Consider the following 15,524-nt stretch of genomic DNA (forward strand, 5'->3'; position numbering starts at 1 on the left):
TCTACCTCATGTGAATACTAAATTTACGTTCAATAAGTTTTAACGCACCAGTTGAAACTGCTGTGAAAAATAAGAAAATACAAGCAACTGTCATATAAAAAGTAAATGGCATCTTAGTTGTTCCAGCAGCCATTGAGCTAACACGAACCATATCTTCTAAACCAATAATCGAAACCAAAGCGGTGGTTTTAAGTAGAACTAACCAATTGTTACCAAAACCTGGCAACGCATGACGGATCATTTGCGGAAACAAAATACGACGAAATGCCATTATGCCACTCATACCATAAGCTTTTGCTGCTTCCATTTCACCACGATCTACCGCCATGATTGCACCACGAAATGTCTCAGCCATATACGCGCCAAAAATAAAACCAATGGTTAGGACACCTGCGATAAAGGGACTAATTTCTATATAATCAGGAAGATAAGAAACCCATTCATGATCTGGATTTGAGTTTGTCATCCACTCATTTATCCATTCATTACTCGCATACAACCCATTGTTTAATAGCATTTGTCCGCCAAAAAACAGTAGCATCATCAATACTAAATCAGGGATTCCTCGAACGATAGTGGTATAAAGTGTGGCAATAGATCGAGCCCAACGATATGGAGCCATTTTCGCCAAAGCACCAAGTAAACCAAGAAATACGGCTAAAAGAAGAGATAGGAGCGCAACCTGCAGCGTGACCAATGCTCCATCTAAAATGGAGGATTCATATCCTTGTAAATCTAACATACTACTTCCAAGCTTTCGCTTTAATAACAACGCCAATAAATATCAAGAACCCTTCACTGACGTTGTTATAACTATTAGAATGAAAGAGGGATATTCCACCCTCTTTCCTTAAGGCTGATTCAACAATTACTCGCCATATACATCATAGTTAAAGTATTTCGCAGCAATTTCTTGGTAAATGCCTTTTTCACGTAAAGAATCAATTGCAGCATTTAATTGCTCAGTTAGATCCTTATCTTGTTTACGTGTTGCGATACCAAAACCTTCACCAAACCATTTTGGATCAGTTAGTGACGGACCAACAAATTCATACTCTGTACCGCCAGGTTTATTAAGAAGACCTTCTTCTAGTGCTGATGCATCACCTAAAACCGTATCAATACGACCCGCCTTCAGATCTAAATAGGCTTCATCAAATGAACCGTAGCGCTTAAGATCAACACCTTTACCAAAGTTATCCGTTAGGTATTTATCATGTGTTGTTGCACGTTGAACACCAACAGTAACCCCTTTAAGGCCTTCTTTAGTCATTACTAATTTCGTGCCTTTTTTAGCGACAAATTTATTTGGAATAAGTGCATATTTTTCTGTGAAATCAATCTTCTTTTTACGCTCTTCTGTAATAGACATTGCGGCAATAATTGCATCATATTTACGAGCAAGTAATGAAGGGATAATACCATCCCAATCTTGAGCTACGATTTTACAACGTGCTTCCATTTCCTTACATAACGCATTAGCAATATCCACATCAAAACCTTTAAGCTCACCTGAAGGTTCTGTCCAACTAAATGGAGGATAAGCGCCTTCAATACCAAAACGGATTTGTTTCCATTCTTTTGCTTGAGCTGCGCCTGTTAGTGCTGTTGATGCAACAACTGCTGCTAATAACCATTTTTTCATTTCCTTACTCCTGTAACTTTTATTCCGTTTAATTGATTTAATTTTTATTGGTAGTGTTTGCTTTACAATATGTTTAATAAATAGATGAAATAAATTGCTGTAAACGTTCTGATTCTGGGTTAGTAAACAACTTCGCAGGATCTCCCTGCTCTTCAACTAGTCCTTGATGCAAAAACATTACATGATTTGAAACATCGCGAGCAAAAGCCATCTCATGAGTAACAACCAACATAGTTCGTCCTTCTTCAGCGAGATCACGCATTACACCTAAGACTTCGCCAACTAATTCAGGGTCTAGAGCAGAGGTTGGCTCATCAAACAACATAACTTCAGGGTCAACCGCCAATGCTCGTGCTATTGCAGCTCGTTGTTGTTGACCGCCAGATAAATGTCCAGGGTAATAATCTCTGCGCTCATATAATCCAACTTGTTTCAAAAGTTGTTCCGCTTTTTCAATTGCTTGTGCTTTTGGCATACCTAATACATGTACTGGTGCTTCAATCACATTCTGCAGTACCGTCATATGGGACCAAAGATTAAACCCTTGAAAAACCATAGCCAGACGTGAGCGAATTCGCTGAACTTGCTTTTCATCAACAGGAACGGATTCACCTAAACGATTATTTTTCATTTCTATCAGCTCACCATTTACCCATATTTCGCCTTTACTTGGCGTTTCGAGTAAGTTTATACAGCGTAGAAAAGTACTCTTACCTGAGCCAGATGAACCAATAATAGAAATCACATCACCTTTATTTGCTTCTAATGAAATACCTTTTAGTACTTCATTTTGGCCAAAATGCTTGTGTAAATCTTTTATTTCTAGCGCGACTGCATCCTTCATGCGCCATATACTCCTAATTCAGCTACACATTAATCGTTTGCTTTTTACTTTATTCTTAGAATTTAACACTCAAAATTATCACAAGCAACAATTTATTAACCAAAGCATATTGTAGGGACGTAAATTAAACAAGGATTGAATTCTTATTCAAATTAAATAATGAGAAGCAGTATATTATTCTTTATTTGAAAATTCATATTCAGTCAATAATTAACATTATGTAAACAAGTAAGTTTAGTTCATTATTACTTTAAAAATACGGCTTATAGCACAAAGAATACGTATTACATGTAAACGAATTACTGCTATTATTTATGCTTTATTAAGAATTATTAACAAGTTCAATATTGTTGATACCATTGAAAAAATGCATCAAAAACACTGTAGTGAATTGATATTTAAGGCGTTTTTGATTGATATTTTTATCATTAACATAATAACACCAAAGTGTTAACGGTCTCATTTTGTAGTTTTCTTTCATATACAATTATATAGTGATCGAGATCAATCATTGGCTTAATTTTCGTGTGCTACACTCGGCGAAAATAACAAGAACAAGCTTCAATACCTACTGTATTGATTCATTATTTACTTTAAATTCCATATGAGGATTCTATGTCTACAGACAAAGAACTGAACGAAAAAAGCTATAGCGAATTACACCGCCCTGCTTCTGAGTTCGCTAGCCGTTCAGATTACTTAGATCATGAACTTCAAATCATGAAACCACGCCGTTTTGGTTTAAACTTACCAGGTCGTGATTTCCGTTTTGAACTAGAAGATCTTGTTCCTGCTCTAGCGGGTACGATTGGTATCATTGCAATGTACTCTGCTGTAATGATGTCTTGGGCTGACGGTCTAACACAAGCATGGCCTCACATTACTTTAGGCAAAGATTTTGCTATCGAAGTTGCTCGTGTTGAAATGCTTATCCCTGCTTTCTTATTCTGTATCTTAGCTTCTGGTTTCTTTAACCCTCGCGCTAACCTTGCAGGTAACCATGGCCCTATGATCCCACTAATCGGTGCGATCGCGTTAGCTGGTGCACACCCTCTTGCTCTTGCCATTTTACTAGGTGTATTCGGCTTACTATTAAGTTACTTTAAAGGTGGCTCAAAACTGGTTAACCTGACTTCGGAAGGGGTTGCCGGTGGTCTACTTGTTTTCTTAGGCTTCAGCGGAGCTATGGGACAAATTAGTAAGATCCAATCTTGGTCAACAGGCTTAGAAGGCAACTTTGGCTATGTTGGTTTGATTGTATTAGCTGTGAACATTGTTCTGTACGCTTACCTTGCTCGTATCAACAAACGTTGGTTAGCAATCCCAGCTTGTGCGTTTGCAGGCTTAGCTGTAGCTCTTGCTCTAGGTGCTGGTTTTGACCTTAAGTTTGAAACTGAAATGGGTCTTCCTAACCTAAACCCTGTTTACTGGTGGGGGTCAACTGAAGAAGGGTGGATGCTTGGCTTACCAAACCTACAACACTTCTTAGCGTCTTTACCATTTGCTATTCTTGCTGTTGCTATGTGGTCTCCAGACTTCCTTGGTCACCGTATCTTCCAGGAACTGAACTACCCTCGTCGTACTGAAAAAGTATTAATGGATGTTGATGACACGATGACTATGTGTTCAATCCGTCAAATGGTAGGTACCGCTGTTGGTGGTGGTAACATCACTTCTTCTTGGGGTACATACATGATCCCAGCAGCGATTGCTAAGCGTCCAATCCCTGGCGGTGCTATCCTTCTTGGTACTATCGTTATGATTATCGCTATCCTTGGTTTCCCAATGGATGTAGCAGTATGGCCACCAGTTATGTGTATGGCTTTGTTAGTAGGTGTATTCCTACCAATGCTTGAAGCTGGTGTTCAAATGGTTAAAGAGAACAAAGATGCACAATCTGCAGGTATTTGTATCTTTGCTGCAGCTGTTGCAAACCCTGTTTTAGCATGGGCAATGACAATGCTTCTTGATAACAATGGTTTAATCGGTGATAAAGAACGTCCTAAGAATCTTTCTTTTGTTGACCGTATCGTTATTCCTGGCGGCGTATTAGTAATTTGTTTAATTGCAATGCTTGCTGTAGGTATGCTTGAAGGCCAATATGGCATCAAGGCACTACTATAGTAGTCAAACCTAACGTATAATACTTATGGGGTAACCAAAAATGTTACCCCTTTTTATTAAAAAAATTGAAAATTTATTGATTTAGTTTAAGGTTTGCAAAAAAAGTTTAAGGTAATCTTGAAAAATAGAGTGGTTAGTCGCAATATATATGCTTATAAGCTAGATTTTGTAATCATTTATATTGTTATTAAATTGAGTGTACTATTTTGCCTTCTGACGAAGGATATGGGTATCTCAAACCCATTTTAATAGTACGTATTTTTTCTACTAAAAAGGTAGGTATATCATGGCAGAGCAATTTGCTAAAGCTTGGACAGGTTTTGCAGACGGTGAGTGGCAAAACGAAGTTAACGTTCGCGATTTCATCCAAAAGAACTATGCACCATATGAAGGTGATGAAGAATTCCTAGTTTCTGAAGGTACTGAAGCAACTAACAAGCTTTGGGCTAAAGTAATGGAAGGCATCAAACAGGAAAACGCAACTCACGCACCTGTTGATTTTGATACTGACGTTATCTCTACCATCACTGCTCACGATGCTGGTTACATCGAAAAAGATCTTGAAACTATCGTAGGTCTACAAACTGATGCTCCTCTAAAACGTGCTATCATCCCTAACGGTGGTATCCGTATGGTTGAAGGTTCATGTAAAGCATACGATCGTGAACTAGATCCTTCAATTTCTAAAATCTACTCTGAATACCGTAAAACACACAATGCTGGTGTTTTCGATATCTACACTCCAGACATCCTAAAATGTCGTAAATCAGGTGTTCTAACTGGTCTTCCAGATGCTTACGGCCGTGGTCGTATCATCGGTGATTACCGTCGTGTAGCACTTTACGGTATTGATTTCCTAATCAAAGACAAACTAGCTCAATTCACGTCTCTACAAGAGCGTTTTGAAAACGGTGAAGATCTAACTGCAACTATGCAACTTCGTGAAGAGATTGCTGAGCAACACCGTGCACTAGGTCAAATCAAGCAAATGGCTGCGAAATACGGTTACGATATTTCTGGTCCTGCTACTACTGCTCAAGAAGCGGTTCAATGGACTTACTTCGGCTACCTAGCTGCTGTTAAATCTCAAAACGGTGCTGCAATGTCTCTAGGTCGTACTTCGACTTTCCTAGACATCTACATCCAACGTGATCTTGATGCTGGTCTTATTACTGAAGAACAAGCTCAAGAAATGATCGACCACTTCGTAATGAAGCTACGTATGGTTCGTTTCCTACGTACTCCTGAATACGATGAGCTATTCTCTGGTGACCCAATCTGGGCAACAGAATCTATGGGTGGTATGGGTCTTGACGGTCGTACACTAGTTACACGTACTAACTTCCGTTTCCTAAACAGCCTATACACTATGGGTCCTTCTCCAGAGCCAAACATCACTGTTCTTTGGTCTGAGCAACTACCTGATGGCTTCAAACGTTTCTGTGCGAAAGTATCTATCGATACTTCTTCTATCCAGTACGAAAATGATGACCTAATGCGTCCTGACCTACAATCTGATGACTACGCAATCGCTTGTTGTGTATCTCCAATGGTTGTTGGTAAGCAAATGCAATTCTTTGGTGCTCGTGCTAACCTTGCTAAAACTATGCTTTACGCAATCAACGGTGGTGTTGATGAGAAGCTGAAAATGCAAGTTGGTCCTAAAGAAGCGCCAATGGCTGACGAAGTTCTTGATTACGCTAAAGTAATGGATCGTCTAGATCACTTCATGGATTGGTTAGCTAAACAATACGTGACTGCTCTAAATAGCATCCACTACATGCACGATAAATACAGCTACGAAGCGTCTCTAATGGCTCTTCACGATCGTGACGTTCGTCGTACAATGGCTTGTGGTATCGCTGGTCTTTCTGTTGCAGCTGACTCACTATCTGCAATCAAATACGCTACAGTTAAACCTGTACGTGACGAAGACGGCATCGCGATCGATTTCGAAATCGAAGGTGATTACCCTAAATTTGGTAACAACGACCCACGCGTTGATGATATCGCATGTGAACTAGTTTCTACGTTTATGGGCAAAATCCGTAAACTGAAAATGTACCGTAACGCTATCCCAACTCAATCTATCCTTACTATTACATCTAACGTTGTATACGGTAAGAAAACTGGTAATACACCAGATGGTCGTCAAGCAGGTGCTCCTTTTGCTCCTGGTGCTAACCCAATGCACGGCCGTGATGAGAAAGGTGCTGTAGCATCTCTAACTTCAGTAGGTAAACTACCGTTTGCTGATGCACAAGATGGTATCTCTTACACATTCTCTATCGTACCTAACGCTCTAGGTAAAGACGATGACAACCGTCGTTCTAACCTTGCTGGCCTAATGGATGGTTACTTCCACCACGAAGCAAACATCGAAGGCGGTCAACACTTGAACGTTAACGTTCTTAACCGTGAAACTCTAGAAGACGCAGTTAAGCACCCAGAGAACTACCCACAACTAACTATCCGTGTATCGGGTTACGCTGTGCGTTTTAACTCTCTAACTACTGAACAACAAAAAGACGTAATCGCACGTACTTTCACTGAATCACTATAATTCAGCGTTAATTAAGTAGAATTGAGCCCTGCCATTTTGGTGGGGCTTTTTTATTGCCTTATTAAATTAAAGTTTATCTCCCCTTTCTCTTCTTCATTACTACTTAATTGACCGCTTTTATAATAAAATAACCCCATAATTATAGTTCGGAGAAATGTCGTCATGTCTGTAGGTCGTATTCACTCTTTTGAAACATGTGGAACTGTTGATGGTCCTGGTATTCGCTTTATTGTTTTCTTGCAAGGCTGTTTAATGCGTTGTATGTATTGCCACAACCGTGATACTTGGGATACACATGATGGTAAAGAAGTGACTGTTGCTGAATTGATTGAAGAAGCAAAAAGCTATCGTCACTTTATGAAAGCCTCAGGAGGCGGTATTACTTGTTCAGGCGGTGAAGCAATGTTACAACCTGAATTTGTACGTGATTTTTTCCGTGCAGCTCAAGCAGAAGGCATCCATACTTGTTTAGATACCAATGGGTATATTCGTAAACACACTGATGTGATTGATGAAGTTTTAGAAGCATCAGATCTTGTTATGCTTGATCTAAAACAGATGAAAGATGACGTCCATAAAGAATTCATTGGTGTATCAAATACTCGAGTTCTTGATTTTGCACGTTACCTTCATAAGATTGGCCAAAAAACATGGATCCGTTACGTTATTGTTCCTGGCTATACTGATGACGAAGAATCGGCACACCTTCTAGGTGATTTTATTAAAGATATGAATAACATTGAAAAAATAGAATTACTTCCGTACCACAAATTAGGTGCCCATAAATGGGAAGCTTTAGGCCATGACTACCCTCTTGAAGGCGTTAATCCACCATCAAAAGAAACGATGGAAAAAATGGTCGAAATCCTAAGCCAATACCACAACAACGTAAAATATTAATTACGTCGTTCCCTTTTTAAGCAACACCAATGCCCGATCTTCGGGCATTTTTATTGGAAAAAATAATGTACCAATTAAGTTTTTCGCTACAAGAGTTCCTATCTGAGTATTGGCAAAAGAAACCTGTGATCATCAAAGGCGGATTTGAGAACTTTCAAGATCCTGTTACTCCAGAAGAACTAGCAGGACTGACCTTAGAAAACGACGTCGATTCTCGATTCATTTCTAACGCTAATAACGAATGGAAAGCAGAGCACGGGCCTTTATCTGAAGAGCTTTATGAAACTCTTGGAGAGACCAATTGGTCTATTATCGTCCAAGCAGCTAATCACTGGCACGAAGGCGCAGCAGAATTGTTCAAGCCTTTTAAACAAATGCCCAATTGGTTATTTGATGACATCATGATCAGCTACTCAGTGCCTCATGGCGGTGTTGGTCCACATATTGATCAATATGATGTATTTATCATTCAAGGTCAGGGAAAACGTCATTGGCGTGTTGGCGATATCGGTGAATATCAAGAAGAACATAGACATTCTGCATTGAAACAAATTACTGGATTTGAACCGATTATCGATCAAATTCTAGAGCCTGGTGACATTCTTTATATTCCACCAGGCTTCCCACATGATGGCTACGCCTTAGAGCCATCTATGAGTTATTCAGCAGGTTTTCGTTCTCCAAAAGAACAAGAGTTAATCAGTAATTTTGCTGACTTCATTATTGAAAATGAAAAAGGTGATGTTCATTATCATAACCCTGAACTCTCGACACAAAGTCATGGTAGCGAAATCACAACAAGAAGCTTTGCAGACTTAAAAGCGATGATGTTAAACGCAATGTCAGATGAACAAACGCTAAAGCAGTTTATGGGAGAGTACTTAAGTAACTCTCGCCATCATTTAAATATCATTCCAGATTCTGAAAAGTGGACAACTGAAGAGTTGCTTAATTACTTACATTCAGGTCAAGCATTGATCAAAGTAGCAGGCGTCCGCTCGTTTTACCATGAAGTAGAATCATGTGAAGAAAACATGACTCTTTTTATTGATGGTGAAAGTTATGTTTTCCCATTAAAAATGAAAAATGATGTGGTTACATTATGTGAAGCTAATAAGGTAACACTGAACAATATTGAACAGCTTTTACTAGACCCTCATTCAGTCGCTAATTTACTTCAACTGGTAAATATCGGTTATTTTTACGCGGAATAGCTACAAAAAAAGCGCGATATAAATTGCCTATCGCGCTTAAGCCTGTCACAGGCTGAATTTAAATACATTTTTTAACCCATCATAAATATTATGATGGGTTTTTATTAAATGTCTGTTACCGCCAAACACGATACTGCATGTACATCGTTGCCTTTTAGTTCAGGCTTTGTTTCTGCACATGCATCTGTTGCTTGAGGACAACGTGTACGGAACACACATCCAGATGGTGGATTGATTGGAGATGGTAAATCCCCTTCTAGCATTTCAATCGTTTTTGCTCTTTCTAGCTTTGGATCAGGAATTGGAACGGCTGACATCAAGGCTTTTGTATAAGGGTGTTTAGGATTACTAAATAACGCGTCAGACTCACCAAGTTCAACTTCGTTACCTAAATACATAACTAGAACACGATCTGAAATATGCTTCACAACCGATAAATCATGAGCAATAAAGACTAAGCTTAAACCAAGTTCTTTTTGAAGCTCTTTAAGTAAGTTGACTACCTGTGCTTGAATTGATACATCCAAAGCCGATACTGGCTCATCACAAATGATCATCTTAGGTTTTAAAATAAGCGCTCGTGCAATACCAATACGCTGACATTGTCCGCCAGAAAATTCATGAGGATAACGGTTTATCACATTAGGTAATAATCCCACCTTAGCCATCATCTCTTTAACTCTATCCTTCACTTCATCTTTTGTTAACTTTGGATAAAAAGTTTGTAATGGCTCAGCAATAATATCACCAACTGTCATACGAGGATTTAATGATGCCAAAGGATCTTGGAATATCATTTGTATTTCTTTGCGCTTTTGACGAAGTGGTTCATCTTCTAATTTAGTCAGATCTTCTCCTAACCAAACTACTTCACCATCTGTCGCTTCAACTAAACCAATAATGGCACGAGCAAAGGTTGATTTACCACAACCAGATTCACCAACAACACCCAGTGTTTCACCTTCATACAAACGAACGTTAACACCATCAACCGCTTTTAAGTTTGCAGGTTTAGCCCAAGGCCATACTGATTTCGCTGCAATACTAAAATGCACTTTAAGGTTCTTTACATCTAGAATTAAATTTTTATCTGCTGACATTACCACGTCTCCTGATCAGAAAAACAAGCACGTAAACGATCTTGACCAAACGGCAATAAGATCGGAGCTTCTTGCTTACAACGGTCCATAACACGATGACATCGTTCTTGGTAAGGACAGCCGGTAGGTAAACGGAGTAAATTGGGTGGGTTACCTGGAATAGTCGGTAAGATTTCCCCTTCCGTATCTAAACGAGGAATCGCTTTTAATAACCCCTCAGCATAAGGGTGGCTTGGTTCGTAAAATATTTCATTTACTGTGCCGTATTCCATTGTACGACCAGCATACATAACAAGCACTTTGTCACAAGAACCAGCAACAACACCAAGATCGTGAGTAATCATAATAATCGCTGTATTAAATTCACTTTTCAGCTCATTCAATAATTCCATTATTTGTGCTTGTACCGTTACATCTAACGCGGTAGTTGGTTCATCAGCAATAAGGAGTTTCGGACGACAAAGCAATGCCATCGCAATCATCACACGCTGGCGCATACCACCCGAAAATTCATGTGGGTACATTGTAATACGTTTACGAGCTTCTGGTATTTTAACCGCTTCTAACATTCGAACAGACTCTTCAAATGCTTCTGCTTTACCCATGCCTTTATGTAGCATGAGCACTTCCATTAATTGCTCACTTACTTTCATGTATGGGTTAAGTGACGTCATTGGATCTTGGAAGATCATCGCCATCTGTTCAGCACGAATACTGTTCAGTTCTTTTTCTGGAAGGTTAAGGATCTCTTTTCCTTCAAATTTTGCGCTACCAGTAATAATACCGTTTTTAGCTAATAATCCCATTAAGGCAAATACAGTTTGTGATTTACCTGAACCTGATTCACCAACAATACCTAATGTCTCACCTTGTTTTAGTGAGAAGTTTAAATCATTTACTGCCGTTACATTACCATCTTGTGTGGTGAACTCTACTCGCAGATCTTTTACATCTAATAAACTCATAATTCTTTCCTGCTCAAATTTGTTTAATAATTAACTGTCCACACAGAGGATTATCTGTCTTTTGGATCCAGCGCATCACGTAAACCATCACCTACATAGTTAAAGCAGAACAAGGTAACGACCATAAATAAAGCTGGGAAAGTTAACTGCCAAATTGCCACTTCCATAGTTTGAGAACCTTCTTGAAGTAAGGCGCCCCAACTAGTCATCGGCTCTTGAACACCTAGACCAAGGAAAGATAGGAAAGATTCAGTTAGGATCATACTCGGGATAAGTAATGTTGAATAAACAGCAACAATACCTAGTACGTTTGGTACGATATGACGAGTGATGATGCCCCACTTACTCACACCACACACGTGTGCTGCTTCAATAAACTCTTTACTACGTAAGCTAAGTGTTTGACCACGAACAATACGAGCCATATCAAGCCAAGCAATTGCACCAATAGCAACAAAGATAAGAACGATATTACGCCCAAAAAATGTTACTAATACGATAACCAAAAACATAAAAGGCACAGCGTATAGGATTTCAATAAAACGCATCATTACTCGGTCAACTTTACCACCAACAAAGCCAGATGTTGCTCCGTAAAGCGTTCCAATTAGTACAGCAACTAATGCACCTAGAATACCAACCATCAATGAAATTCGTCCGCCAACTAAGGTACGAACAAATAAATCACGACCTAAGCTGTCCGTTCCAAATAAGTGTGACATGCTTGGACCTTGGTGTAGTGCATACCAATCCGTATCATCATAAGCATATTGACTAAACATCGGCAGGAAAATTACAGCCAAAGTCATCAATGTAAGAATAAACAAACTGATCATTGCCGCTTTGTTTCGCATAAAGCGGATTCGTGCGTCTTGCCATAGACTGCGACCCTCAATCTCCAAACTTTCAGAGAATTTTTCAATCGCTTCTAAATTTTCTTTTTTCGTTAACATGCGTCCATTCCCTATTAATAACGAATTTTCGGGTCGATAATTGCTAGTAATACATCAACAATTGCGTTGAATAAGATAAATAGGAAACCAATCAGAATGGTTACCCCATTACTAACGAATAATCACGGTTAAATGCTGCATTGACGAAAAGCTTACCAATTCCAGGTAGACCAAAAATCGTTTCAATAACAACAGAACCGGTAATAATGCCGACAAATGCTGGTCCCATATAAGAAACAACAGGTAACATTGCAGGCTTTAGTGCATGTTTAATAATAATGTAGCGATAACTTAATCCCTTCGCACGAGCAGTTCGAATAAAGTTACTGTTTAATGTTTCAATCATGCTACCACGAGTAATACGAGCAAAAGTCGCAACATAAAGGAATGACATACCTAGAATTGGTAAGAACATGTATTTAAATGAGCCATCATGCCAGCCACCAGCAGGGAACCAGCCAAGCTCAATAGAAAAGAGATAAATCAGTGCTGGGGCCAATACAAAGGATGGCATCACCACCCCCACCATGGCGGTGGACATAATCGTATAATCAAGCCATGTATTTTGCCTTAATGCGGCTAAGGTACCGACAGTAACCCCAAGTATCACCGTAAAAATAAACGCAAAAAAACCAACTTTAGCTGACACTGGTAATGCTGCTTCAACCAATTCATTTACTGTATAATCTTGATATTTAAATGAAGGACCGAAATCACCTTGTAGGATATTACCAAGATAAGTCGTATATTGTTCAAATACCGGTTTATCTAAACCGTATTTTGCATTGATATTCGCCATAACTTCCGGAGGAAGTGGGCGTTCTGTTGAAAATGGATTGCCAGGGGCAAATCTCATTAAGAAAAAAGAAATGGTGATCAAAACCAACATTGTTGGAATTGCTTCAAGTATCCGTTTGATAATGAATTGAAACATAATTCACTCTTCCAGTCTGTGACAAAAAATATTAAAAGATGGATCTAGTCACTACACGCGATCCTGCGTGTAGTGACATTTTTTATAATTTTATTTTGCTAATAATTACTTAGCTTTAATATATAGATCTTTCGAGTAGATTTTTTCTTCCGCATTGCCCGTTGGGAAGCCACCTACTTGTGGGGATAATAAACGAGATTTAACATACTGATAGATAGGAGCAATCGGCATATCTTTAGCTAGTAGTTTCTCTGCTTCTAAATAGATAGCATTACGCTCTTCTTCAGAAGTTGATGCTAATGCTTTTTCAATCAATGCATCATACTCTGCACTACCGTAATGTTGGCCACCAGTCGTATTTTTACTTACCATTAATGTTAGGAAAGCTGAGGCTTCATTATAATCGCCACACCAACCCGCACGAGCCACTTCAAACTGACCTTGATCTTTAGAATCTAGGTATGTTTTCCACTCTTGGTTTTCTAAAACAACTTCTAGCCCAAGTGTCTTTTTCCACATAGAGCCAGCTGCCACAGCGATCTTCTTATGGTTTTCAGAAGTGTTGTACAGCAGTGTAAATTTAAGTGGATTCTCAGGACCAAAGCCCGCTTCTGTTAATAAACGTTTTGCTTCTGCATTACGTTCATCTTGAGTCATTTTGCCATAAGCAGGAAGTTCAGGATTGAAGCCAGCAGTAATCTCAGGTGTTAAGAAATAAGCTGGTTTTTGGCCTTGACCTAGAATTACGTCGGAAACAATAGAACGGTCAATAGCGTAAGAAATCGCTTTACGGACACGAACATCATCAAACGGTTTTTTCTTAGTATTAAACGAGTAGTAGTAAGTACATAAGCTACCTACAACAGAAACTGAATCAGGTTCTTCTTTTTGTAGACGTTTAAAGTGTTCAACTGGAAGTTCATTAGTAAAGTCTAACTCTCCAGATAAGAAGCGGTTCATTTCTGAAACCTGATTTTCGATAGGTAAGAACGTAACCTTAGTTAATTTAGTATCTTTGTTGTCCCAGTATTGTTCATTACGAACAAGTTCTAGGCGTTCATTTACAACCCAGTCATTAACAACGAATGCACCATTACCAACAAAATTACCTGGTTTAGTCCATTGATCTCCAAATTTTTCAATTGTTGCTTTATGAACAGGCTTCACTGTCGTGTGGCCCATCATTTTTACGAAATAAGGAACAGCAGTCTCAAGTTGAACTTCTAGAGTATGAGCATCAATCGCTTTAACGCCAAGTTCACTCTTATCTTTCTTACCAGCAACAATGTCTTTTGCATTTGCCATCTTAGTATATTCCATATACCAAGAGTATGGTGATGCTGTCATTGGATCGACTGCTCTTTGGAAACTGTATACAAAATCATCAGCAGTTACAGGATCACCATTTGACCATTTAGCATCTTTACGTAAATGGAATACAAATTTTTTGTTATCTGTTGTTTCCCAACTTTCTGCAACACCTGGGATCGTATTACCGTCAGCATCTTGATTTACAAGACCTTCTAATAGATCACGGATAACGTGAGATTCAGGAACACCTTGGGATTTATGAGGGTCTAAAGTCGCAACCTCAGTACCATTACCACGAACCAACTCTTGTACATCTGCATATACGACTTCAGTTGATTCAGGTTTTTCAGCAGGTTTCGTTTGTTTGACAGGTTGCTCTGCGGTTTTATCTCCACAGCCAGCAAGTGCTAGTGACAGGCCACCAAGCAAAATCGCTTGTGTAATTTTATTCTTATACATGCATTAACTCCAATACATTCAATTTGCATCCATGACATTCTTCGGGCAAAACGACTCGCCAATCATTTAAATCTAAAAAACGTTAAATACGCCTAAAAAAGATTAAATCCTTCGAAGAATTGTGGGCAACATTATCAATCATTGAAGTAATTTGCCACATTTTTGTCACAAAACACCCGATAATTTTTAAAATCATCACAAATAACCGAATAATTAACCAGATTATTTATCCTTTATGGATTGAACGAATACAAAGCTTAATAAAGGTAGAATCCCCTACTATTTTGTCTAGTTTCTCATCAATAAGCCACATATTAATCCAACAATTTCGCAACAAAAAAATATAATATCGATGAGATTTTAAACAAAAAACCTTAAAAACTAAATTCAAAGCACAAATAAACATCTATTTTTATAAAGCAATAAAAAAATGACATTCTTTAGGGCAGTCCAACATTCTTTTTTTGTAATTGCATTTAAAACATGTGAATACCTAAGGTTGATGCCAAACT

11 protein-coding genes and 1 pseudogene are annotated in these 15,524 nt (G+C 38.7%); 4 read left to right on the forward strand and 8 right to left on the reverse strand.

Annotated features, from left to right (window positions below; all coding sequences use genetic code 11):
- Position 1 precedes the first annotated feature (1 nt).
- From AAFX60_008875 to AAFX60_008885, 3 genes are all read right to left on the reverse strand, one after another.
- The gene (locus AAFX60_008875; GenBank protein XDF76866.1) at positions 2-742 is read right to left on the reverse strand and encodes an ABC transporter permease; all 741 of its coding nucleotides are present in this window, start codon (positions 740-742) and stop codon (positions 2-4) included.
- Positions 743-868: 126 nt separating this feature from the next.
- The gene (locus AAFX60_008880) at positions 869-1,645 is read right to left on the reverse strand and encodes an ABC transporter substrate-binding protein (GenBank protein XDF76867.1); all 777 of its coding nucleotides are present in this window, start codon (positions 1,643-1,645) and stop codon (positions 869-871) included.
- A gap of 73 nt (positions 1,646-1,718) precedes the next feature.
- Positions 1,719-2,489 (reverse strand): ABC transporter ATP-binding protein, encoded by a 771-nt coding sequence (locus AAFX60_008885; GenBank protein XDF76868.1) that lies wholly within the window; start codon positions 2,487-2,489, stop codon positions 1,719-1,721.
- A gap of 615 nt (positions 2,490-3,104) precedes the next feature.
- Here AAFX60_008885 and AAFX60_008890 point away from each other — a divergent pair.
- The 4 genes from AAFX60_008890 to AAFX60_008905 all read left to right on the forward strand — a co-directional run bounded on the left by AAFX60_008890 (position 3,105) and on the right by AAFX60_008905 (position 9,290).
- Positions 3,105-4,613 carry a DUF3360 family protein gene (locus AAFX60_008890; GenBank protein ID XDF76869.1) on the forward strand — a complete coding sequence of 503 codons (1,509 nt, stop codon included), beginning with the start codon at positions 3,105-3,107 and terminating at the stop codon, positions 4,611-4,613.
- Between the two features lie 286 nt (positions 4,614-4,899).
- Positions 4,900-7,176: a formate C-acetyltransferase gene (gene pflB / locus AAFX60_008895; protein ID XDF76870.1), complete on the forward strand. Its 2,277-nt coding sequence runs from the start codon at positions 4,900-4,902 to the stop codon at positions 7,174-7,176.
- A 162-nt stretch (positions 7,177-7,338) separates the two neighbouring features.
- Complete coding sequence (pflA, locus tag AAFX60_008900) at positions 7,339-8,076, forward strand: pyruvate formate lyase 1-activating protein (protein XDF76871.1); 738 nt, start codon at positions 7,339-7,341, stop codon at positions 8,074-8,076.
- A 65-nt stretch (positions 8,077-8,141) separates the two neighbouring features.
- On the forward strand, positions 8,142-9,290 hold the full coding sequence (locus AAFX60_008905; GenBank protein XDF76872.1) for a cupin domain-containing protein: 1,149 nt from the start codon (positions 8,142-8,144) through the stop codon (positions 9,288-9,290).
- A 104-nt stretch (positions 9,291-9,394) separates the two neighbouring features.
- On the opposite strand, the gene oppF is transcribed toward AAFX60_008905, so the two are convergent.
- From oppF to AAFX60_008930, 5 genes and pseudogenes are all read right to left on the reverse strand, one after another.
- Positions 9,395-10,390, reverse strand: coding sequence for a murein tripeptide/oligopeptide ABC transporter ATP binding protein OppF (oppF, locus tag AAFX60_008910; protein XDF76873.1), 996 nt, complete (start codon positions 10,388-10,390; stop codon positions 9,395-9,397).
- Complete coding sequence (locus AAFX60_008915) at positions 10,390-11,355, reverse strand: ABC transporter ATP-binding protein (protein ID XDF76874.1); 966 nt, start codon at positions 11,353-11,355, stop codon at positions 10,390-10,392. Before AAFX60_008915 ends, oppF begins: the two co-directional genes overlap by 1 nt.
- 50 nt (positions 11,356-11,405) lie before the next feature.
- Positions 11,406-12,308 (reverse strand): oligopeptide ABC transporter permease OppC, encoded by a 903-nt coding sequence (gene oppC / locus AAFX60_008920; GenBank protein XDF76875.1) that lies wholly within the window; start codon positions 12,306-12,308, stop codon positions 11,406-11,408.
- 14 nt (positions 12,309-12,322) lie between these two features.
- Positions 12,323-13,242 (reverse strand): annotated as a pseudogene (gene oppB, locus AAFX60_008925) (oligopeptide ABC transporter permease OppB).
- A gap of 105 nt (positions 13,243-13,347) precedes the next feature.
- A complete protein-coding gene (locus AAFX60_008930; GenBank protein ID XDF76876.1) occupies positions 13,348-15,012 on the reverse strand; it encodes an ABC transporter substrate-binding protein in 1,665 nt (554 codons plus the stop codon).
- Between the last annotated feature and the right edge of the window lie 512 nt (positions 15,013-15,524).

Origin of the sequence: Aliivibrio fischeri, assembly GCA_038993745.2 — a bacterium.
GTDB classification, from domain to species: domain Bacteria; phylum Pseudomonadota; class Gammaproteobacteria; order Enterobacterales; family Vibrionaceae; genus Aliivibrio; species Aliivibrio fischeri_B.